The following is a 21,096-nucleotide window of genomic DNA, read 5'->3' on the forward strand; positions in this document are numbered from 1 at the left end:
GCGGTGGGGTCAGGGCTTGCTCAGGTAGAGGACCATGCTCTTGCCGATCACCGGGTCGAGCAGCCGCTCCGCGGTGCGGGTGAGCCAGGGGCGCTTCATGATGTCCCAGACCAGCATCCGGTGGTAGGTCCGCGGCAGCACATGGTCGGAGTCGTCCACGCCGACAGCGCACTTGAGCCACCAGTACGGCGCGTGCAGCGCGTGCGCGTGGTGCTTGCCGGTGAAGGTCATGCCCGCACGCCGGAGCTTGCCGACGAGCTCGTCCCCGGTGTAGATGCGGACGTGGCCGCCCTCCACCTCGTGGTACGCGTCGGAGAGCGCCCAGCAGATCTTCTCGGGGAGCCAGCGGGGCACGGTGACGGCCATCGTGCCGCCCGGCCGCAGCACCCGGACCAGCTCGGCGATGGCCGCCTCGTCGTCGGGGATGTGCTCGAGGACCTCCGCGGCCACGACCCGGTCGAACTCGCCGTCGGCGAACGGCAGCTGGAGCGCGTCACCCTGCTTCACGTCGGCGTCGGCGCCGTCGGGGACCTGGTTCTCCGCGCGCATCGCGGCGAACATGTCCGACACCGCGGAGAGCTCGTCGGCGTCCTGGTCGAACGCGATCACGTCGGTGCCGCGGCGGTAGAGCTCGAACGCGTGCCGCCCGGCGCCGCAGCCCATGTCGAGGACACGGTCACCCGGCTCCACGCCGAGCCGGTCGAAGTCAACGGTCAGCATGCGGGGTCCCCCTCGTGGGCCGGGTGCGGTGGGTGTCCTCGATCGCCCGGGCGTACGCCGCGGCCGTGGCCTCGGCCACCGCGCGCCAGCTGTACCGCTCCAGGGCGCGGCGCCGGCCCGCGGCGCCCATCCGGGCCCGGCGGTCGGGGTCGTCGAGCAGGGCGCCGAGCGCGTGGGCGAGCTCCTGTACGTCGCCGGGGGTGACCAGGTCCGCGCAGACGCCGTCCTCCCCCACCACCTCGGGGATCGCGCCGGCGCGGCTGACCACCAGCGGTGTGCCGCAGGCCATCGCCTCGACGGTCGGCAGCGAGAACCCCTCGTACAGCGACGGGACGCAGGCGACCTCGGCCGACCCGACCACCTCGGCGAGCTCGGTGTCACTGAGGCCGCTGACGAACCGGACGCTGTCCTTGATCGACAGGCTCTCCAGCAGCTGCTCGGTGCGCCCGCCGGGCTTCGGCCTCGAGATGAGCAGCAGCTCCACGTCGCGCTCGGTGCGCAGCTTCGCGAACGCCTCGAGGAGGGTGGCCACTCCCTTCATCGGGGTGTCCGCGCTGGCCATCGCCACGATCCGGCCGGGGACCCGCGGGTCCTGGTAGTGCTGGAAGACCTCCGGCTCCACGCCGAGCGGGATCACCTCGATCCGGTCCGGGGCAACCTTGAAGTCGGCGGCGATGTCGCGCGCCGAGGACCGCGAGACGGTGAGGATGTGCGACATCCGCCGCGCGACCCGGCCCTGCATCGCCAGGAACCCGTACCAGCGGCGGGTGGTCAGCCGCTTCCAGCCGCGGGCAGCGGCGAGGTCGACCCGCCGGTCGAAGGTGATCGGGTGGTGGATCGTGGTCACCATCGGGATCCCGGCCCGGGCCAGGTCGAGCATCCCGTACCCGAGGGTCTGGTTGTCGTGCACCACGTCGAAGTCGGTCAGCCGGCGGCGCAGCAGCCGGGCCGCGCGGAGGCTGAACGTGAGCGGCTCCGGGAACCCGGCGGTGTACATCGTGGCCACCTCGAGGACGTCCACCGCGTCCCGGATCTCGCTCGGACGCGGGGTTCGGAACGGGTCGGGCTCGCGGTAGAGGTCCAGGCTGGGCAGCTTGGTCAGGCGCACGCCGGGGTCGAGCTCCGGGTAGGGCTGGCCGGAGAACACCTCGACGTCGTGGCCGAGCGCGACGAGCTCCCGGCTGAGGTGCCGGACGTAGACGCCCTGGCCGCCACAGTGCGGCTTGCTGCGGTAGGACAGCAGCGCGATGCGCACCGGTTACCTCCTGCTTGTCCGAGAAACGAAGTGGAACGTGTTCTTGTCTGGCTGCCGCCCGCTGCTAGCCTACGGGGCGAGGGACCCCGGCCCGCCGGGGGCACAACCACAACGACGGGGCGGCGCGATGGCAACGGGAGCGGACACGGTGGCAGGTATGAGGTCCCTCACGTCCGAGGAGCTCGGCTCGGCGGCCCAGCAGGAACGCCGCCGGCGGATCCTCGACGCGACCATCGCCCTGGCCTCCGCGGGCGGCTTCGACGCGGTGCAGATGCGCACCGTTGCGGAGCACGCCGACGTGGCCCTGGGCACGCTCTACCGCTACTTCCCCTCGAAGATCCACCTGCTCGTCTCCGCGCTCGGCCGGGAGTTCGAGCAGGCCGTGGAGTCCCTCGAGCGCAAGCCGGTCCCCGGCGACACCGCCGCCGACCGGGTCACGTACGTGCTCGAACGCACCACCCGCGCGCTCCAGCGCGACCCGAACCTCACCGAGGCGCTCACCCGGGCGTTCATGTTCGCCGACGCCTCGGTGGCCGGCGAGATCCGGGTGGTCGCCACCCACGTCTCCCGGATGCTGATGCGTGCGATGCACGACCCGGCGGTGCCCACCGACCGGATCGAGCCGTCCGAGGACGATGTCGCGATCGCCAAGGTGATCGGCGACGTGTGGCTGGCCAGCCTCGTCCAGTGGGTCACCGGACGCGCCTCCGCGGAGGACGTGGCGAAGTCGATGGAGGTCGCGGCGCGGCTGCTGCTGCGCTGACCGCGCGTCCGCGGGACCGGCGACCTCGACGTCGGTAGGGTCGTCGCATGCGCCCCGGTCTGCCCCTTGCCGCGACGGTCGGCCGGAGGCTCGACGACCTCGCCGCGACGCTGCTCCCGCCGGGCCGCGACGGCGCGGTGTCGGTCTGGTGCGGCTCCCTGGACGGCGTGCCCTGGGTCGCCCGCGACGAGCACGCCCGGCACTACGCCGCGAGCACGATGAAGCTGCCGCTGCTGGTCGCCGCGTACCGCCTGCACGAGCGCGGCGCCCTCGACCTCGACCGCCCGGTGCCGGTGCACAACCGGTTCGCGTCCGCGGCCGACGGGTCCGCCTTCGCGCTGGAGCAGGACGACGACCAAGACGACGAGACCTGGGCGCTGCTCGGGTCGGAGGCGACGCTGCGACGGCTGGTGCGCCACAGCATCGTCCGCTCGGGCAACCTCGCGACGAACCTCGTCCTGCAGCGGGTCGGAACGGCCGCCGTGGCCGACGTGCTCGCCGACGCCGGGTGCGGCCCGCGCACGACGCTCCCCCGCGGCATCGGCGACGCGGTGGCCCGCGAGTCCGGGACGGACAACCTGGTCACCGCCCACGACCTGGCCCTGGTGATGGCCGGGGTCGCCACCCGCCGCCTGGCCACGACGGACACGTGCGCCGCGGTCGAGGAGGTTGTTGCGGCCCAGGAGTACCGGGACAAGATCCCGGCGGGCCTTCCGGCCGGCACGTACGTTGCGAACAAGACCGGCTGGGTGGAGGGGGTCGCCCATGACGTCGCGCTGGTCCGTCCTTGGGACGCCGAGCCCTACGTGCTGGCCGTGTGCACCACGGTCGACGTACCCGAGGACGAGGCGAGCGAGGTGATCGCGGGCATCAGCCGCGCGATCTGGCAGGGACGGATGGCATGAGCAAGATCGAGAGCGTGACGTGCACCCGGCTGACCACGCCGCTGCACACCCCGTTCGTGACCGCGCTGCGGCGCACCTCCACCACGGACAGCGTGGTGGTCCGGGTGACCGACACCGACGGCGTGACCGGGTGGGGCGAGGCGCCGCAGGTGTGGCAGGTGACCGGCGAGTCCCTGGCCGGCGCGGAGGCCTGCGTGGCCGGCCCGCTGCGCGAGCGGCTGCTCGGCGCGGACGCCGACGACCTGGGCCCGCTCACCCGCGCGGTGGCCGGGGCGGTGGCCCGCAACCACGGCGCCAAGGCCGCTGTCGACGTCGCGCTGCACGACCTCGTCGCCCGGCGCCGCGGGGTCAGCCTCCCGGTGCTTCTCGGCTCCACCACCCACCGCGTGCCCACGGACGTCACCCTCGCCGCGGGCACCGTGGACGACCTCGCCGCCGCCGCGGCCGCCCGGGTCGCCGACGGCTTCTCGGTGCTCAAGCTCAAGGTCGGCACCGACGCCGCCTCTGACGTCGCCCGGGTCAGCGCCGCACGGGAGGCCGTCGGCCCGGACGTGGCGATCCGGCTCGACGCCAACCAGGGCTGGACACCCCGCGAGGCGGTGCGGGTGATCGGCGCCCTCGAGGACGCCCACACCGACGTCGAGGTCGTCGAGCAGCCGGTGCGCGCCGAGGACCTCGACGGCCTGGCCTGGGTCACCGCCCGGGTCGGCACCCCGGTGATGGCCGACGAGGCGGTGTACGGCGTCCGCGACCTGGTCGAGGTGATCCACCGCCGGGCGGCCGACCTGGTCAACGTCAAGCTCGCCAAGTGCGGCGGCATCGGGCCGGCCCGCACCCTGCTCGAGCTCGCCCGCGCGCACGACATGGGCACCATCGTCGGCTCGATGATGGAGACCCACATCGGCGTCGGCGCGGCGGCCAGCCTGGTCGCGGCGTACGGCACCACGCTCACCTCCGACCTCGACGCGGCATGGTGGGCCGGCTCCTCACCGGTGCGGGGCGGCCTGCGGTACGACGGGGCGGCCGTCGTACTCCCGGAGAGTCCCGGGCTCGGGATCGAGGAGCTCGTCTGATGGCCGACCACCCGCCGCCCGGCAGCCCCGACGTGTTCGAGGTCGCCGTCCCCGTCGCCACCGTGTGGACCTCGCCCGAGGCCCCCCGGTCGCTGGACATGCCCGCGGTCCTCGACGAGCCGGACGTGGCCACGTGGACCGCGGCGATGAGCGCCGAGGTCCGCAAGGGGCTCGACGGCCGCACGCTGACCCAGCTGCTCCTCGGCGAGGCGGTCCTGGTGCTCGAGCACCGGGGCGAGTGGGTGCGGGTGGCCGCCCTGGGCCAGGGGTCCTCCCGCCACCCGCGCGGCTACCCCGGCTGGGTCCGCCGCGCACACCTGGCCTCCCCGGTCCCCCGGACCCGGGGAGCGGCGGCGTCCGTGATCACCCCGACCGGTGTCTGCACCCTCGGCGACGGCACCAAGACCGAGCTCTCCTTCGGCACCGCGCTGTGGGTGTCCGGCGTCGGCGACGACACCGCCGAGGTGCTGCTCCCCGGGGGCCGCACCGGCACCCTGGCATGGGAGACGCTGCGGCTCGCGCACCGGGGACAGCAGCAGGCGTACGGGCCCGACGACCTGCTCGACACCGCCCGGCAGTTCCTCGGCCTGCGCTACCTGTGGGGAGGCACCAGCGCCTGGGGGCTCGACTGCTCCGGGCTCGTCCACCTGACCTACCGCGCCCACGGGGTCCGGGTCGCGCGGGACGCCTGCGACCAGGCCGAGCAGGTCGTGTCGGTGGCGCTCGACGAGGTGGAGCCGGGCGACCTGTACTTCTTCGCGCGGCCCGGGCAGCGGGTCTACCACGTGGGCTTCGCGACCTCGCCGCTGCTGGACGACGGCACCCGGTGGATGCTGCACGCGCCGGAGAGCGGGGAGCTCGTCGAGGACGCACCGATGGCGCCACCCCGCTACGAGCACCTGGTCGCCGCGGGGCGGGTGAGAAAGCCGGACGCCGGCCAGCTGCCCCGCGAGCTCTCGGGACGCTGACCGGCGTCGTGGCCGTGTGACGGGGCGGAGCCCTCAGCCCTCCTCGCCCTCCTCGTCGTCGAGGAGGCCCTGCTTCTCGGCCCGGGCGACGATCTCGCGGACGTTCTCGATCCGGCCGCAGTCGGCGTCGATCTGCCGGTTCCGCTCGGTCGCGAACTGCTCGCCCAGCTCGGCGCGGGCCTCCTCGGAGATCTCCTCGCGGGCCGGGTTGAGGATCGTCAGCTCCTCCTCGGTGAGGTGGTGGTTGACGAGCCCGGCCAGCTCCTCCACCGCGTCGTCGAACGACTGGGTGTCGGTGCCCTTCAGCTCGAGGACGGCCAGGAGCGCCTCGTTGCCCTCGGCGTGCTCCTCCTGCCCGTGCTCCGCCTCGTGCTCGTCGATGGCGTCCTTGCGGCGTAGCACCGGGTAGACGAGCTTCTCCTCCGCCTCCGCGTGGGCGACGTGCAGCGTGGCGAACGCGCGCCGTACGGCGTCGCGGTCGCTGCTGCTGTCACGGAGCTGGCGGAGCAGCTGCTCGAACCGACGGTGGTCCTCGAGGATCAGGTCGACGACGTCACCGGACACGGGACGGCCGAGCTCGATGGGAGTACTCATGGGTCCGGTATACCCCCTGGCCTCCCGCTCATGCCCGGCTCGCCCCGATGTGACGCACGCCCGCCGGGGCGGCTGGGTCAGCCGTTCTCCCAGTCGCGACGCGGGCCGGTCTCGGCCGCGAGCTCCTTCTGGTCCCGGTTGCGCGAGACCGCCAGGCTGGCCACCGTGGTCACCGCGAGCGTGCCGACGATCACCGCGAGGGAGAGCCAGATCGGAATCTCCAGCCAGGCAGCCTCGATGTGCTCGCCGCCGTTGATGAACGGCAGCTGGTTCTCGTGCAGCGCGTGCATCACGAGCTTCACGCCGATGAAGCCGAGCAGGAACGCGAGGCCGTACGACAGGAAGATCAGGCGCTGGAGCAGGCCGCCGATGAGGAAGTACAGCTGGCGCAGCCCCATCAGCGCGAAGATGTTCGCGGTGAACACCAGGTACGGGTCCTTGGTGAGGCCGTAGATGGCGGGGATCGAGTCGAGCGCGAAGAGCAGGTCGGTGGTGCCGAGCGTGAGGATCACCAGGAACATCGGGGTGATCAGGCGCTTGCCGTTCTCCTTGGTGAACAGCTTCGTGCCGTCGTACTCCTTGGTCGCCGGGAACCGCTTCTCGACGAACTTGATCAGCTTGTTCTCCTCGTACTCCTCCTCGTCCTCGCCGCCCTCCTTGGCGAGCTTGAACGCGGTGAAGATCAAGAACGCGCCGAAGACGTAGAACACCCAGCTGAACTGGTTGATCGCCGCGGCGCCGACGAGGATGAAGACCGCGCGCATGATCAGCGCGAGCACGATGCCGATCATCAGCGCCGTCTGCTGGTACTGCCGCGGCACCGAGAACTTGCTCATGATGATGAGGAAGATGAACAGGTTGTCCACGGAGAGGGAGTACTCCGTGAGCCAGCCGGCGAAGAACTCCGGCCCCGGCGCAGGGCTCAGCTCGTGCGGCTCGGCGAAGAACCAGAGGGCCAGCCCGAAGACCACGGCCAGGCCGATGAAGAAGGCGAGGTGTGTCGAGACCTCCTTCATGGAGGGCTCGTGCGGACGCCGACCGATGATGAGCAGGTCGACGAGCAGGACACCGACCGTCACGACAACCGTGATGATCCAGATGGTCGGTGAGGCGACGGAGTCGCCAAGCAATCTATCCACGAACGTACTCCTCCGGAGTGTTCTCGGTCGGGCGGTACCCGCACAGGCGTACGAACACCGACTCACATGACAAGGACTGGCTCCGGAGGTCTCTTCCGTCCGGGGGGACGCTGGCGTCACCGGACCAACGGCGCCGGGCCCAGCACCCGGACGAGCCGGACGAGACCGTGATGACGACACCGTTGCGAAGGAATACTCCCCTCCACGCAGGTGCCATCCTCCCAGACGGGTGCGTACCCACCAAACCCGTGCCGGAACCCGGGCACGGCGCGCGGGATGGTCACCGGGACCGGGTCAGTCCAGGCAGAACTCGTTGCCCTCCGGGTCGGCCATGACCAGGAACAGGTCGCTGAACCCCTGCGGCTCGGAGACCCGCAGCCGCGTCGCGCCCAGCCCGACCAGCCGCTCGGCCTCCGCCTCGAGACGCTGACGACGCTCGTCACCGGTGGCGCCGTGCGCGGCCCGGACGTCGAGGTGCAGCCGGTTCTTCACCGTCTTCGGCTCGGGCACCCGCTGGAAGAACAACCGGGGGCCGGCCCCGTCGGGGTCGACCACGGCGGACCGGGAGTTGCGGTCCTCGTCGGGATCGCCCAAGGCGTCGAGCGCCTCGTCCCAGCTGGCGTACGGCGGCGGCGGGGGCTGCAGCACGTACTCCAGCACCTCCGCCCAGAACGCGGCGAGCCTGGCGGGGTCCGCGCAGTCGAACGTGACCTGGACGGCTGTGGCCATCAGTCCCATCCCTCCGGTCGGTGGCGCTTGGCGATCTTCGAGACGACGAGCCGGTAGGAGGTGTCGACGGCCTCGAGGATCTCGTCGTCCGGGATCCTCGACCCGACCCGCAGGGTGTTCCAGCCCGAGCGGCCGATGTAGGGCATCACGCCGGCGTCCCCGGGATAGCGCAGCAGCCACTCGTCGGCGGCCTCCCGGGTGGGGCCGCACTTGAGCCCGACGCTGGTGCCGCTCTCCCCCGGCGCCGGCGGCGAGCCGAGGAACGCGAAGATCCTCAGGTGCACCTTGGCGACCAGGTCGCCCTCCCACGGCTCGTCCTCCCATGCCCCGGGCTTGCCGAGGCAGTAGGCGACCAGTGCCTCGTGGGAGAGCGCCACGGTCACCTCGCCCCGGCCTCCACCATCTGCCGCAGCTCCTTCTTCAGCTCGGAGATCTCGTCACGCAGCCGCGCGGCGAGCTCGAACTGCAGCTCGGCCGCGGCCGCGTGCATCTGCTCGGTCAGCTGCGCGACCAGCTCGGCGAGGTCCTGCGACGGCAGCCCGGCCAGCTCCGCGGCGTGCTGCCCCGCCTCGCGGGACAGCCCCGGCACCGGAGCCTTCCTGCCCTTCTCGCCGCCGGCCTTCTGCCAGGTCTTGAGCAGCTCCTCGGTGCTCTCGTCCTCGCGGGCCAGCATCTCGGTGATGTCGGCGATCTTCTTGCGCAGCGGCTGCGGGTCGACACCGTTGGCCTTGTTGTAGGCGACCTGCTTCTCGCGGCGACGGTTGGTCTCCTCGATGGCGTTCTCCATCGACGGGGTGACCTTGTCGGCGTACATGATCACCTGGCCCGAGACGTTGCGGGCGGCCCGGCCGATGGTCTGGATCAGCGACTTGTCGGAGCGCAGGAAGCCCTCCTTGTCGGCGTCGAGGATCGCCACCAGCGAGACCTCGGGCAGGTCGAGGCCCTCGCGGAGCAGGTTGATCCCGACCAGGACGTCGTACTCCCCCATCCGCAGCTCGCGGAGCAGCTCGATCCGGCGCAGCGTGTCGACCTCGCTGTGCAGGTAGCGGGTACGGACCCCGGCCTCGAGCAGGTAGTCGGTGAGGTCCTCGGACATCTTCTTGGTCAGCGTGGTGACCAGGACCCGCTCGTTGCGCTCCACCCGCAGCCGGATCTCGTGGATCAGGTCGTCGATCTGGCCCTTGGTCGGCTTCACCACGACCTCGGGGTCCACCAGGCCGGTCGGCCGGATGATCTGCTCCACCACGTTCCCGTGGCCGCCGACCTTGTCGAGCTCGTACTTGCCCGGGGTCGCGGACAGGTAGATCGTCTGCCCGATCCGCTCGAGGAACTCCTCCCACTTCAGCGGGCGGTTGTCCATCGCGCTCGGCAGGCGGAAGCCGTGGTCGACCAGGTTCCGCTTGCGGGACATGTCGCCCTCGTACATGCCGCCGATCTGCGGCACCGCGACGTGCGACTCGTCGACCACGAGCAGGAAGTCCTCGGGGAAGTAGTCGAGCAGACAGTTCGGCGCCGAGCCGGGGTTGCGGCCGTCGATGTGCATCGAGTAGTTCTCGATCCCCGAGCAGGAGCCGACCTGGCGCATCATCTCGATGTCGTACGTCGTCCGCATCCGCAGCCGCTGGGCCTCGAGCAGCTTGCCCTGCTTCTCGAAGGTGGCGAGCTGCTCCTCCAGCTCGTGCTCGATGCCCTGGATCGCCCGCTCCATCCGCTCCGGACCCGCGACGTAGTGGGTGGCCGGGAAGATGTAGAGCTCCTGGTCCTCGGTGACGACCTCGCCGGTCACCGGGTGCAGCGTCATCAGCCGCTCGATCTCGTCGCCGAAGAACTCCACCCGCACGGCGAGCTCCTCGTAGACGGGGAAGATCTCCAGGGTGTCGCCGCGGACCCGGAACGTGCCGCGGGTGAACGCCACGTCGTTGCGGGAGTACTGGATCCCGACGAGCTGGCGCAGGATCGTGTCGCGGTCGTGCTCGTCGCCCACCTTGAGCCGGATCATCCGGTCGACGTACTCCTGGGGCGTGCCCAGGCCGTAGATGCAGGACACCGTGGACACCACGATCACGTCGCGCCGGGTGAGCAGCGAGTTGGTCGCGGAGTGCCGCAGCCGCTCGACCTCCTCGTTGATCGAGGAGTCCTTCTCGATGTAGGTGTCGGTCTGGGGGACGTACGCCTCGGGCTGGTAGTAGTCGTAGTAGGAGACGAAGTACTCGACCGCGTTGTCCGGGAAGAGCTGCCGCAGCTCGTTCGCGAACTGCGCGGCCAGGGTCTTGTTGGGCTGGAGCACCAGCGTGGGGCGCTGGAGCTTCTCGACCGCCCACGCGACCGTCGCGGTCTTGCCGGTGCCGGTGGCGCCGAGGAGGACGACGTCCTGCTCCCCCGCCGTGATCCGCTTCTCGATGTCGGCGATCGCCGTGGGCTGGTCTCCCGACGGGGAGTAGTCGGAGACGACTTGGAACGGCGCAACCCTGCGCTCGAGATCGGTCACGGGCCTCATGTCGACCAGCCTACGGGGCGCCTCCGACAGCTCTCCGGGGCCGAACGCGCGGAGAGGACCACGCACGCAGCGCGTCCCGGGCAGGATGCTCACAGGCCCCGCCGGAACCGGCCGGCACGCGGGGACGTCACACCCTCACCCCACGACGGGCAGGAGCCTCCGGATGTACCCACGCCTCGCGGCCACGGCCGCCCTGACCGTCGTCCTGCTGTCCTCCTGCGCCCAGCCCGGCACGGGCTCCCCGGGCGGTGCGACGGACGACCTCGACGGGAGCTGGCGGTTGGCGAGCGCCGGCGACGCCGACGGGCCGCTCCCCCTGTCCGCGGCCACGCCGGTCACGCTGGCGGTCGACGGGCGTGAGGTCTCCGGCCGGTCAGCCTGCAACCACTACGGCACGAGGCTCGAGCGGGACGGCGACCGCCTCCGCCTCGGTCAGGTGATGGTGACGGAGATGGCGTGCCCACCGGCGGTGATGACGCTGGAGCAGCGGTACCTCTCCGCGCTCGGGGCGGTGGACGCCGTCGCGGTCGGCGAACGCCGGCTCGTCCTCACCGGGGCGGACGTGCGTCTCGAGTTCGACCTCGACCCACCCGTCCGGGACGCGGACCTGGTCGGGACGGCCTGGTCGCTCGAGTCCCTCCTCGACGGCGAGAGCGCGGCCAGCGTCTCCGGCGGGCGGCCGGGGCTCGTCCTGCACGAGGACGGCACCCTCGAGGGCGAGACGGGCTGCCGGTCCTTCCGAGGCGAGTACGCCGTCAGCGGACCCGACGTGCAGGTCCTGAGGATCGACGTCGACCCGTCCCCCGAGGGCGGCACGTGCCCACCGGCGACCGAGTCCCAGGACCGGCAGGTGCTCGCGGTGCTCGGGGACGGCTTCCGCGCGGTGATCCAGGGGGACCTGCTCACCCTCACCGCCGGAGGCGACCTGGGGCTCGTGTTCCGGGCCGAGTAGCCCGATCGCCGCGGACAGCCTTGGTTCTCTGACTAGATTTGCCTCTGTGAGCAAGCGCCGAGGCCGGAAGAGGTCCCCCGTGTGGTCGATGGGCGGTCCGCTGAGCACCATGGCCCGCCGTGCCCTGGGCGTGTTCTTCGGCGTCCCGATGCTCGTCGCGGTGGTGATGACCGCGGTCGACTCGTACCGCCGCCGCGGCAAGAAGCCCAAGCCGTTCCCGTCCGACCCGCCCGGGGACGTCACCATCGGCGACGGCGCGGTGCGCACCTACACCTACGGCCAGGACCTGTACGACGACATGCTCGCCGCGATCGAGGACGCGGAGCAGCAGATCCTCTTCGAGTCCTACATCTGGAAGGGCGACGAGGTCGGCGAGCAGTTCAAGCGCGCGCTCACCGACGCCGCCGCCCGCGGGGTGGAGGTCTACGCGATCTACGACGGGTTCGCCAACCTCGTGGTCTCCCCGCTGTTCAAGCGGTTCGGGCCACGGCTGCGGGTGATGGAGTACCCCGTCTACAACGCCGGCTGGAGGTTCTTCGACCTGCGCCGCTACGGCCGTGACCACCGCAAGATCCTGGTCGTCGACGACAAGGTCGGCTTCGTCGGCGGCTACAACGTGGGCACCGCCTACGCCACCGAGTGGCGCGACACCCACGTCCGGATCACCGGCCCCGGGGTCGCCGACCTCAAGCGGGCCTTCGCCGACTTCTGGAACCTCCACCGCCGCGCCGAGCACGGCCGCCGCCCGCTGCTGCTCGAGACCGCGTCGGACTGGGAGCCCCGGATCCGGGTGCACCGCAACGTGCCCCGGCTGTGGATGTTCCCCATCCGGGCGATGTACCTCGAGGCGATCGCGCGCGCGTACAGCCACATCTACATGACGCACGCGTACTTCATCCCCGACTCCGACTTCGTCGAGGCGCTCACCTCCGCCGCGCGCCGCGGGGTCGACGTACGCCTGCTGGTGCCGGCCACGTCCAACCACGTCGTCGCCGACTGGCTCTCACGCGGCTACTACGGACAGCTGCTGTCGAGCGGGGTGCGGATCTTCCTGTACCAGGGGGCGATGGTGCACGCGAAGACCTCCACGATCGACGGCCGCTGGTCCACCATCGGCACCGCGAACATCGACCGGCTGAGCATGACCGGCAACTACGAGATCAACGTGGAGTTCATCGACCGCGAGCTCGCCGCGCAGATGGAGCGGATCTTCGAGACCGATCTGAGCAACGCCCAGGAGCTCAAGCGCGAGGAGTGGGACTCCCGCGGCGTGCACAAGAAGTTCACCGAGATGGTGCTGGCCCCGCTTCGCCCGTTCCTCTGACTGGGTGTGTGTCCCTATTGCGCGGACGGTTCCCGTGGTCACCGTGCGGGGAATGCCGTACCCAAGTGACCTGACCGATGACCAGTGGGACCTGCTGGAGCCGGTGTTCAACGCGCCGGGCCAAGAAACTCTCGGTCACTTGGAGCGGGGCGTCTTCGATCACCTCGTCGACGTACCTGCAGGACTCGATCACGGCGACACGCTCGGCAAGGGTCATGATGGGACGACGCTTGTTGTCGCAAGGAGATGGGGCGACACGCTAGGCAGTATGCGGGCACGCCCCCACAACATCCCCTCATCGCCATGTCAGAGCTCACGATCAGCGGCAGATCCGGTCGTTGGAGCCCGAGAACTGAGACGCTAACGGCATGGAGGCTAGAAGCGTCCGCGCGACGAGACCTGGGAGATAGCGACCCCGGGACCGAGTCCACTTCCATGGCTCCAACGGCACCTCTGACGAGTACGAACTGGACGGTGCTGACGCGACGGGGAGGTCGAACGCGACCTGCCGCGGACGGCCCGGCCCCGCGGGAGGTCGTGCGACGCTGATGGCAGGACGAGGCGACCTAGGAGGAGTCCGTGACGAACACCCGGGCGGTCCGGCTGGGGGCGTTCATCGCCGTGGCGTGGCTGCTGCTGCTCTCCGTGGTCGACGTCCTCGTACCGCCCGACATCTCGCCCGACCCGCTGTTCGCGCTCGCTGCGCTGGTGGCTGCCGCGGTGCTGTCGCCGCGCGCCACCGCTGGGTTTGCGGCCGCTGCGGTCGTGCTCGTGGTGCTGTCGGGTCTGTACAACGAGGCTTGGGACACCGCGCAGCAGTGGGTGCGGCTGCTCGACGTGGTCCTGGTGGGAGCGGCCGCCGTGGTGATCGCCGAGGTCCGGGTCCGCCGGGAGCGTCGCTTCGGGCACGTGGCCACCATCGCGGAGGTGGCCCAGCGTGCCGTTCTGCCCACCCTGCCGGCCGCGGCCGCCGACGTGCGGGTGACCGCGCGCTACCAGAGCGCGGTTGAGGACGCCGTCGTGGGTGGGGACCTCTACGACTGCTCGCTCGCCGGGGCCCGCGTCCGGTTCCTGGTCGGTGACGTGCGCGGCAAGGGGCTCGCGGCCGTCGAGCAGGCGGCTCGCGTGATCCGCGCGTTCCGCCAGGCGGCGGCCACCGCGACGTCGCTGCCCGATGTCGCCAGCGATGTGGACGCCTACCTGACGCCGTTCATGGGTGACGAGGACTTCGCCACCGCGCTGATGGTTGATGCTTCCCATCGCGGCCGAGTCGACCTCCTGTCGTGCGGTCACCCACCCCCCATGCTCATCCGTCCCGACGGGACCGCCGAACTGCTGACCGTGCCGCCCGGGTTGCCGCTGGGGCTGGGTGCCGGAGACGAGTCGGTCACGCTGTCGTGGGAGGCCGGCGACCGACTGCTGCTGTACACCGATGGCCTCAGTGAGGCGCGCGACGAGCAGGGTCGGTTCCTCCCGCTACTCGAACTGGCCCCCACCCTTGCAGCGGCGCAGCCCGATGTCGCGCTCGATGGCGTCCTTGAGCGGGTCCGGCGTCACATTGCGGGCGGTCGGCTCAGCGACGACCTCGCCATCGTGCTGCTGGAGAACACGGCCGGGCGTCTCACCGGGGGGGCAACTCACGCGAGTGGTGAGACCGAGTGGTGAGAGATGGTCGCGCCAGTGGTGGAGAACGGTCGCCACGAGCCACCACTCGCGCGCGAGCGGCTCTACCTAAAGATCCCGGTCCATGAGGTGCCAATGCCGAAGGACTCAAGCGCCAGGCCGGGACGTCCGCACATCGGCAGATCCGGTAAACGCGCGTGCCTAGCGCGCGGCCGCCAATAGGGACACACCCAGTGAGCGCGGACGGTACGGCGGTGGGGCCGCCGTCGCGCGCTGCCCTCAGGGGCGCCGGCGCGGGTACGGCCGCCGGGTGACCGTGGCGGGGAGGTGCCGCCGGGGGGCCATCCGGGCACCCCGCCGCGGGCGGCCCAGCCCCGCGAGCTCGACGAGCCGCTGCACCCGGTGCCGGTGCGGGCGGTAGGGCTCGAGCAGCTCGGCCATCCCGTCGTCGTCGACCTCCTCGCCGGTCAGGGCCCAGCCGACGTTCTTGGCGATGTGGTAGTCGCCGAAGCTCACCGCGTCTGCGTCGCCGTGCGCCCGGAAACGCACCTCCGCCGACGTCCACACGCCGATCCCGGGGACCGACCGGAGCCGCCGGTCCACCTCGTCGCCGTCGAGACCAACGGTCCGCTCGAGCGCGGCGGCGACCTGCGCCGCCCGGAGGATGGTCCGGGAGCGGGCCGGGTCGACGTGCAGCTTGAGCCACTCCCACGACGGGATTAGCCGAACCTGCTCGGGTGACGGCTGGACCCACAGCCCGCGCTCCGCGCCGGGGCCGGGTGCCTGCTCGCCGAACCGGTAGACCATCATCCGGAAGCCCGCGAAGGCCTCCTGGCCGGTCACCTTCTGCTCGATCACCGCCGGCACCAGCGACTCCATCACCAGTCCGCTCCGGCCGAGCCGCCAGTGCGGGTGGCGGCGGTGCGCCTCCGCGATCACCCGGTGGCGCGGCTCGAAGCCGCTCGGGTCGTCCCCGGCGCCGAGCATCGCCGGGAGCTCGTCGAGCACCCAGGCGGCGCCGGGACCCCACGCGGTGGCGTGCACCTCACCGTCGTACGGGCGGGTGCCGACCCGCAGCGTGGTGACGCCTTCGGGGGTGCGCAGGCCCCGCCAGATCGTGCCGTCGGGGTCGGTGCGGAAGGTGGGGTCGCCCGCGCCGCGCCGGCCCGGCCGCAGCACCACGTCGACCGGGCACGGCCAGGACGGCCGCCAGGTGCGCTCCAGCGGAGCGGACACGGCGGCGGGGTCGGGGGCTGCTTCGGACATCGCGGCCAAGGCTAGCCCCGGCCACGGACGGACCTCCCGGCAGGAAGTCGCACGATCCCCGGCACACACCCGCGCACCTGGACGTGCGGGACTGTCGGTCCGGGGGGACAGAATGGCGGCATGCTGCTCCAGGACGTGGTCGAGGCGTCGCGCGCCGTGGGCGCCACCCGCTCCCGCAAGGCGAAGACGGAGGCGCTCGCCGCGGCACTGCGCGCGGCCGGGCCCGCCGAGGTCGAGACCGTGACCGCCTACCTGTCCGGGGTGCTCCGGCAGCGCCGCACCGGGCTCGGCTGGCGCAGCCTCACCGAGCTGCCGCCTCCGGCCGCGACCAGCACGCTGGGGGTCGAGGAGGTGCACGCCACCCTCGAGCAGGTCAGCGCGGTCGCCGGAGCGGGCTCGCGGCAGGCCCGCACGGACCTGGTCGACGGTCTGTTCGGGCGGGCCACCGCCGAGGAGCAGGAGTTCCTCCGCCGGCTCGTCACCGGCGAGCTCCGCCAGGGGGCGCTCGACGGGCTGATGCTGGAGGCGATCGCCGCCGCGGCCGACGTGTCCCCGGCCGCGGTGCGCCGGGCGTCGATGCTGTGCGGGGCCACCGTCCCGGTCGCGGTGGCCGCGCTCACCGGCGGCGAGCAGGAGCTCGCCGGCTTCTCGCTCGAGGTGGGGCGACCGCTGCGGCCGATGCTGGCCTCCAGCGCCCCCGACCTGCCCGCCGCGGTCGAGAAGGTCGGGCCGGGCGTCGAGCTCGCGGTCGACTGCAAGCTCGACGGGATCCGGATGCAGGTGCACAAGCACGACGGCGGCGTCCGGGTCTACACCCGCACCCTCGACGACATCACCGACCGGCTGCCCGAGGTGGTCGAGGCCGTGGCCGCGCTCCCCGCCCGCACGCTGGTGCTCGACGGCGAGGCCATCGCACTCGACGCCGGGGGCCGGCCGCGCCCGTTCCAGGAGACTGCGGCGCGCACCGCGAGCAAGCTCGACGTGGCGACGCTGCGGACCCGGGTGCCGCTGACGTCGTACTTCTTCGACCTGCTGCACGTCGACGGCGAGGACCTGCTCGACCGGCCCGCCCGCGACCGGTTCACCGCGCTGGCCGACGCGCTCCCGGCCGACCTCGTGGTGCCGCGTCTGGTCACCGCCGACGCGCAGGAGGCCGCGGACTACTTCGCGAGCACGGTCGCCTCCGGCCACGAGGGCGTGGTCGTCAAGGGGCTCGACGCGGCGTACGACGCCGGCCGGCGCGGGGCCTCGTGGGTGAAGGTCAAGCCGCGGCACACGCTCGACCTCGTGGTGCTGGCGGTCGAGTGGGGCAGCGGGCGGCGCAGCGGGCTGCTGTCCAACATCCATCTCGGCGCCCGCGACGAGGACGGCGGCTTCGTGATGCTCGGCAAGACCTTCAAGGGGATGACCGACGAGATGCTCGCCTGGCAGACCGAGCGGTTCCTCGAGCTCGAGACCTCGCGGACGTCGTACGTCGTCCACGTCCGGCCCGAGCAGGTGGTGGAGGTGGCCTTCGACGGCATCCAGACCTCCAGCCGCTACCCGGCTGGGATGGCCCTGCGCTTCGCCCGTGTCCTGCGCTACCGCGACGACAAGCCCGCGGCGGAGGCGGACACGATCACCACGGTCCGGTCCCTGCACACTGGGGAGGCGTGACCCGCCGGGCGTGTACGACGCGTGCAACTCTCCGTTCCACGCGGCATAGCATGGGGGCATGAGCCCCGTGACCAGCGAGAAGACCGACGGCCGTCGGTCCGCAGCGGCGGTGCGCCGCCGGCTGCGCGAGAAGGAGATCCTCGACGCCACCCGCGCGCTCTTCGACGCGCGCGGCGTCCGCGACGCCCAGATCGAGGACATCGCCCGGTCGGTCGGGATCAACCGCGCGATCATCTACCGGCACTTCTCCGGCAAGGAGGAGCTGTTCGCGCTGACCCTGGTCGGCTACCTCGACGAGCTCGAGAGCCGGCTCGCCGCCGCCGACGACACGAGCGCCTCCCCCACCGCACGGCTGCGCGGCATCACCGGGGCGTTCATCGACTACGGCATCGAGTTCCCCGCCTTCGTGGACTGCGCCCAGACCCTGATGCGGCGCCCGGGACCGGAGCTGCTCGAAGAGGTCAGCGAGGGGGCGGTGTACCGGCTCGGCCGCGGGATCGCGAGCTGCCTCGCGCACGTGGCCGAGGTGCTGCAGGCCGGCGTGGACGAGGGGACCTTCCACACCCCCGACGTGCACCTGCTCGCGAACGCGCTGTACGCGATGGGGCTCGGCGGCATGCAGCTGGCCCGGGTCGGGATGCTCGTCAAGGAGGCCGCGCCGGGAGTACCCACGGTGGCGCCGCTCTCCCCCGAGCAGCTGCGCGAGCACATGGTGGCGACCAGCATCGCGATGGCCGTCGGCCCTCCGGCCTGACGCCGACCCGCCGGGATGCGGCGGTCGGGTTACTTCTCGAGGATCGCGGTGACGCCCTGGCCGCCGGCAGCGCAGATCGAGATCACGCCGCGGCCCGAGCCCTTCTCGTCGAGCAGCTTGGCCAGCGTCGCCACGATCCGCCCGCCGGTCGCCGCGAACGGGTGCCCCGCGGCCAGCGACGACCCCGCCACGTTCAGCTTCTCGCGGTCGATCGACCCCAGCGGCGCGTCGAGCCCGAGCCGCTCCTTGCAGAAGATCGGGTCCTCCCACGCCTTGAGGGTGGCCAGCACCTGCGAGGCGAACGCCTCGTGGATCTCGTAGAAGTCGAAGTCCTGCAGGGAGAGCCCGGCGCGGTCGAGCATCCGCGGCATGGCGTAGGCCGGCGCCATCAGCAGCCCCTCACCACCGTGCACGTAGTCCACCGCCGCGGTCTCGGCGACGGTGAGGTAGGCCAGCACGTTCCAGCCCTGCTCCGCGGCGTACTCCTCCGACGCGAGCAGCACGGCCGAGGCGCCGTCCGTCAGCGGCGTGGAGTTCGCGGCGGTCATCGTGGCCGCCTCGCCCTTGCCGAACACCGGCCTGAGCGTCGCGAGCTTCTCCAGCGAGGAGTCCGCGCGCAGGTTCTGGTCGCGCTCGAGACCGTTGAACGGGGTGACCAGGTCGTCGAGGAAGCCCCGGTCGTACGCCGCCGCGAGGTTGTGGTGCGAGCGGACCGCGAGCTCGTCCTGCTCCTCCCGGCCGATGTCCCACTCCAGCGCGGTGAGCGCGGCGGACTCCCCCATCGACAGACCGGTGCGCGGCTCCTTGTTCGCGGGGATCGACGGCGCGAGGTGGCCCGGGCGCACCTTGACGAGCGCGGCGAGCCGGGCCTGCAGGGTCTTGGCACGGTTCGCCTCGAGCAGGATCTTGCGGAGCTTCTCGTTCACCGCGATCGGGGCGTCGGAGGTGGTGTCGGTGCCGCCGGCGATGCCCACCTCGATCTGCCCGAGGGCGATCTTGTTCGCCACCGTGACGGCCGCCTGGATGCCGGTGTCGCACGCCTGCTGGATGTCGTACGCCGGCGTCTCCGGGGCGAGCTTCGAGCCGAGCACCGACTCGCGCGTCAGGTTGAAGTCGCGGGAGTGCTTGAGGATGGCGCCGGCGACGACCTCGCCGAGCCGACGACCCTCGAGGCCGTAGCGGGCCACCAGCCCGTCGATCGCGGCGGTGAGCATGTCCTGGTTGGACGCGTTCGCGTAGACGGTGTTCGAGCGCGCGAACGGGATCCGGTTGCCGCCGATGATGGCGACCCGACGGGTGTTGGCCTGCATGTCTCAGCTCCTGGTGATGTCCAGCGACGGGTGGACGGCGCACGGTCGGGCGAGCGGCGCCCGGCACGTGCGAGTCTTACCCGGCCATCCTTGCGCGGCCGCGCGCCGGAAGGGAACGTAGTGAGGGCCACATCACGAAATGTGGACTCCGAGTTACACCCATAGTTACATGTGATCCGGAGCTCGAGGACCGGGCCCGCAGCTGCACCGACCTGGAGGAGACAGTCCGCATGAGCGATAGGTACCAGTCCCTGATCCACACCCCCGTGGGCCAGCTGCTCGCCAAGAACCTCGGCCTGCCCAACCCGGTGACGCTGGACCGGTGGACCGAGGGCGCCCCCCTCGTCGACGGCACGGTCGTGGTCGGCGGCGACGGACGGCTCGGCACCGCCGTGGTCTCCGCGCTCGACGAGCTCGGCATCGCCTCGGTCACACACGCCGCCGAGGGCGAGCAGTACAAGGGCCTGGTGTTCGACGCCACCGGCATCGAGTCCTCGGCCGACCTGGTTGCCCTCCAACGCTTCTTCACCCCGCTCATGCGCAGCCTGCAGAGCTGCGCTCGCGTCGTGGTGCTCGGCACGCCGCCGGAGAGCACCAACTCCACCGCCGAGCGCGTCGCCCAGCGCGCCCTCGAGGGCTTCACCCGCTCCCTGGGCAAGGAGATCGGCCGCGGCTCGACCGTCCAGCTGGTGTACGTCGCCCCGGCCGCCGACGCCGCCACCGCCTCCACCCTCGGCTTCCTGCTCTCCCCCAAGTCGGCCTACGTCTCGGGTCAGGTCGTCCGGATCGGCGTCACCGGCGCCACCGCGGCCGAGCCGGTCGAGGACTGGACCCGGCCCCTCGCCGGCAAGGTCGCGCTCGTCACGGGCGCCAGCCGCGGCATCGGCGAGCAGATCGCCCGGGTGCTGCACCGCGACGGCGCGACGGTCCTCGGCGTCGACGTACCCCAGGCCGCCAGCGAGCTCCAGGCGCTGATGAGCGAGCTCGACGGTGACCACCTCACCCTCGACATCACCACCAAGGACGCGCCGCAGCGGATCGCGCGCCATGTCGAGGAGAAGCACGGCGGGGTCGACGTGGTCGTGCACAACGCCGGCATCACCCGCGACAAGAAGCTGGCGAACATGCCGGAGGACCGCTGGAGCTCCACGATCGCGGTGAACCTGACCGCGCCGGAGCTGATCACCGCCGAGCTGCTGAAGCAGAAGCTGGTCAACGCCAACGGCAGGATCGTCGGCGTCGCGTCGATCGCGGGCATCGCCGGCAACCTGGGCCAGACCAACTACGCCGCGTCCAAGGCCGGCGTGATCGGCCTCGTCGACGCGCTCGCGGGCGAGCTGGACCGGGGGATCACGATCAACGCGGTCGCCCCGGGCTTCATCGAGACGAAGATGACCGCCGCGGTCCCGTTCATGACCCGCGAGGTCGGCCGCCGACTCAACGCCCTCTCGCAGGGCGGGCTGCCGGTCGACGTCGCCGAGACGATCGCCTGGTACGCCAGCCCCGCCTCCACCGCCGTCAACGGCAACGTGGTCCGGGTCTGCGGCCAGATGATGCTGGGGGCCTGA

General features: G+C 71.8%; 19 protein-coding genes and 1 pseudogene. 10 read left to right on the top strand and 10 right to left on the bottom strand.

Features of this window, described 5'->3' with window-relative positions; genetic code table 11:
• Positions 1 to 9: 9 nt before the first annotated feature.
• Both K1X13_RS01770 and K1X13_RS01775 read right to left on the bottom strand, forming a co-directional pair.
• The gene (locus K1X13_RS01770) at positions 10 to 720 is read right to left on the bottom strand and encodes a class I SAM-dependent methyltransferase (RefSeq protein ID WP_221023326.1); all 711 of its coding nucleotides are present in this window, start codon (positions 718 to 720) and stop codon (positions 10 to 12) included.
• The gene (locus K1X13_RS01775; protein WP_221023327.1) at positions 707 to 1,975 is read right to left on the bottom strand and encodes a glycosyltransferase family 4 protein; all 1,269 of its coding nucleotides are present in this window, start codon (positions 1,973 to 1,975) and stop codon (positions 707 to 709) included. Before K1X13_RS01775 ends, K1X13_RS01770 begins: the two co-directional genes overlap by 14 nt.
• Positions 1,976 to 2,132: 157 nt before the next feature.
• On the opposite strand from K1X13_RS01775, the gene kstR reads away from it, so the two are divergent.
• The 4 genes from kstR to K1X13_RS01795 are packed head-to-tail and all read left to right on the top strand — an operon-like array spanning position 2,133 to position 5,684.
• Positions 2,133 to 2,738 carry a cholesterol catabolism transcriptional regulator KstR gene (gene kstR / locus K1X13_RS01780; protein WP_225914492.1) on the top strand — a complete coding sequence of 202 codons (606 nt, stop codon included), beginning with the start codon at positions 2,133 to 2,135 and terminating at the stop codon, positions 2,736 to 2,738.
• Positions 2,739 to 2,785: 47 nt separating this feature from the next.
• On the top strand, positions 2,786 to 3,643 hold the full coding sequence (locus tag K1X13_RS01785) for a serine hydrolase (protein WP_221023329.1): 858 nt from the start codon (positions 2,786 to 2,788) through the stop codon (positions 3,641 to 3,643).
• The gene (locus K1X13_RS01790) at positions 3,640 to 4,716 is read left to right on the top strand and encodes a mandelate racemase/muconate lactonizing enzyme family protein (protein ID WP_221023330.1); all 1,077 of its coding nucleotides are present in this window, start codon (positions 3,640 to 3,642) and stop codon (positions 4,714 to 4,716) included. Before K1X13_RS01785 ends, K1X13_RS01790 begins: the two co-directional genes overlap by 4 nt.
• Positions 4,716 to 5,684, top strand: coding sequence for a C40 family peptidase (locus K1X13_RS01795; protein ID WP_221023331.1), 969 nt, complete (start codon positions 4,716 to 4,718; stop codon positions 5,682 to 5,684). The genes K1X13_RS01790 and K1X13_RS01795 overlap by 1 nt, the downstream gene beginning before the upstream one ends.
• A 33-nt stretch (positions 5,685 to 5,717) precedes the next feature.
• Here the strand turns inward: K1X13_RS01795 and K1X13_RS01800 are convergent, their stop codons facing one another.
• From K1X13_RS01800 to uvrB, 5 genes are all read right to left on the bottom strand, one after another.
• The gene (locus K1X13_RS01800) at positions 5,718 to 6,278 is read right to left on the bottom strand and encodes a hemerythrin domain-containing protein (RefSeq protein WP_221023332.1); all 561 of its coding nucleotides are present in this window, start codon (positions 6,276 to 6,278) and stop codon (positions 5,718 to 5,720) included.
• 77 nt (positions 6,279 to 6,355) lie between these two features.
• Positions 6,356 to 7,417, bottom strand: coding sequence for a TerC family protein (locus K1X13_RS01805; protein ID WP_372450653.1), 1,062 nt, complete (start codon positions 7,415 to 7,417; stop codon positions 6,356 to 6,358).
• 294 nt (positions 7,418 to 7,711) lie between these two features.
• Positions 7,712 to 8,146, bottom strand: coding sequence for a VOC family protein (locus tag K1X13_RS01810; RefSeq protein WP_221023333.1), 435 nt, complete (start codon positions 8,144 to 8,146; stop codon positions 7,712 to 7,714).
• On the bottom strand, positions 8,146 to 8,523 hold the full coding sequence (locus K1X13_RS01815) for an MmcQ/YjbR family DNA-binding protein (protein WP_221023334.1): 378 nt from the start codon (positions 8,521 to 8,523) through the stop codon (positions 8,146 to 8,148). The genes K1X13_RS01810 and K1X13_RS01815 overlap by 1 nt, the downstream gene beginning before the upstream one ends.
• Before the next feature lie 2 nt (positions 8,524 to 8,525).
• A complete protein-coding gene (uvrB, locus tag K1X13_RS01820) occupies positions 8,526 to 10,643 on the bottom strand; it encodes an excinuclease ABC subunit UvrB (protein ID WP_221023335.1) in 2,118 nt (705 codons plus the stop codon).
• Between the two features lie 163 nt (positions 10,644 to 10,806).
• On the opposite strand from uvrB, the gene K1X13_RS01825 reads away from it, so the two are divergent.
• Together K1X13_RS01825 and K1X13_RS01830 are read left to right on the top strand one after the other, a co-directional pair.
• On the top strand, positions 10,807 to 11,595 hold the full coding sequence (locus K1X13_RS01825; RefSeq protein WP_221023336.1) for an META domain-containing protein: 789 nt from the start codon (positions 10,807 to 10,809) through the stop codon (positions 11,593 to 11,595).
• An 88-nt stretch (positions 11,596 to 11,683) separates the two neighbouring features.
• Complete coding sequence (locus tag K1X13_RS01830) at positions 11,684 to 12,919, top strand: phospholipase D-like domain-containing protein (RefSeq protein ID WP_372450679.1); 1,236 nt, start codon at positions 11,684 to 11,686, stop codon at positions 12,917 to 12,919.
• On the opposite strand, the pseudogene K1X13_RS19790 reads toward K1X13_RS01830, so the two are convergent.
• Positions 12,879 to 13,145, bottom strand: a pseudogene (locus K1X13_RS19790) (hypothetical protein); the annotation flags it as partial. The gene K1X13_RS01830 and the pseudogene K1X13_RS19790 overlap by 41 nt on opposite strands.
• 353 nt (positions 13,146 to 13,498) lie before the next feature.
• Here K1X13_RS19790 and K1X13_RS01840 point away from each other — a divergent pair.
• Positions 13,499 to 14,584: a PP2C family protein-serine/threonine phosphatase gene (locus tag K1X13_RS01840; RefSeq protein ID WP_221023338.1), complete on the top strand. Its 1,086-nt coding sequence runs from the start codon at positions 13,499 to 13,501 to the stop codon at positions 14,582 to 14,584.
• A gap of 237 nt (positions 14,585 to 14,821) precedes the next feature.
• Here the strand turns inward: K1X13_RS01840 and K1X13_RS01845 are convergent, their stop codons facing one another.
• Positions 14,822 to 15,808, bottom strand: a complete 987-nt coding sequence (locus K1X13_RS01845) for a DNA-3-methyladenine glycosylase family protein (protein ID WP_221023339.1) — start codon at positions 15,806 to 15,808, stop codon at positions 14,822 to 14,824.
• A gap of 120 nt (positions 15,809 to 15,928) precedes the next feature.
• On the opposite strand from K1X13_RS01845, the gene K1X13_RS01850 reads away from it, so the two are divergent.
• Both K1X13_RS01850 and K1X13_RS01855 read left to right on the top strand, forming a co-directional pair.
• The gene (locus K1X13_RS01850) at positions 15,929 to 17,464 is read left to right on the top strand and encodes an ATP-dependent DNA ligase (RefSeq protein WP_221023340.1); all 1,536 of its coding nucleotides are present in this window, start codon (positions 15,929 to 15,931) and stop codon (positions 17,462 to 17,464) included.
• A 58-nt stretch (positions 17,465 to 17,522) separates the two neighbouring features.
• The gene (locus K1X13_RS01855; RefSeq protein WP_221023341.1) at positions 17,523 to 18,218 is read left to right on the top strand and encodes a TetR/AcrR family transcriptional regulator; all 696 of its coding nucleotides are present in this window, start codon (positions 17,523 to 17,525) and stop codon (positions 18,216 to 18,218) included.
• 29 nt (positions 18,219 to 18,247) lie between these two features.
• Here the strand turns inward: K1X13_RS01855 and K1X13_RS01860 are convergent, their stop codons facing one another.
• Positions 18,248 to 19,528 carry an acetyl-CoA C-acetyltransferase gene (locus K1X13_RS01860; protein ID WP_221023342.1) on the bottom strand — a complete coding sequence of 427 codons (1,281 nt, stop codon included), beginning with the start codon at positions 19,526 to 19,528 and terminating at the stop codon, positions 18,248 to 18,250.
• Between the two features lie 230 nt (positions 19,529 to 19,758).
• On the opposite strand from K1X13_RS01860, the gene K1X13_RS01865 reads away from it, so the two are divergent.
• The gene (locus K1X13_RS01865) at positions 19,759 to 21,096 is read left to right on the top strand and encodes a 3-oxoacyl-ACP reductase (RefSeq protein WP_221023343.1); all 1,338 of its coding nucleotides are present in this window, start codon (positions 19,759 to 19,761) and stop codon (positions 21,094 to 21,096) included.

Origin of the sequence: Nocardioides jiangsuensis, from assembly GCF_019679455.1 — a bacterium.
GTDB classification, from domain to species: Bacteria; Actinomycetota; Actinomycetes; order Propionibacteriales; family Nocardioidaceae; genus Nocardioides_C; species Nocardioides_C jiangsuensis.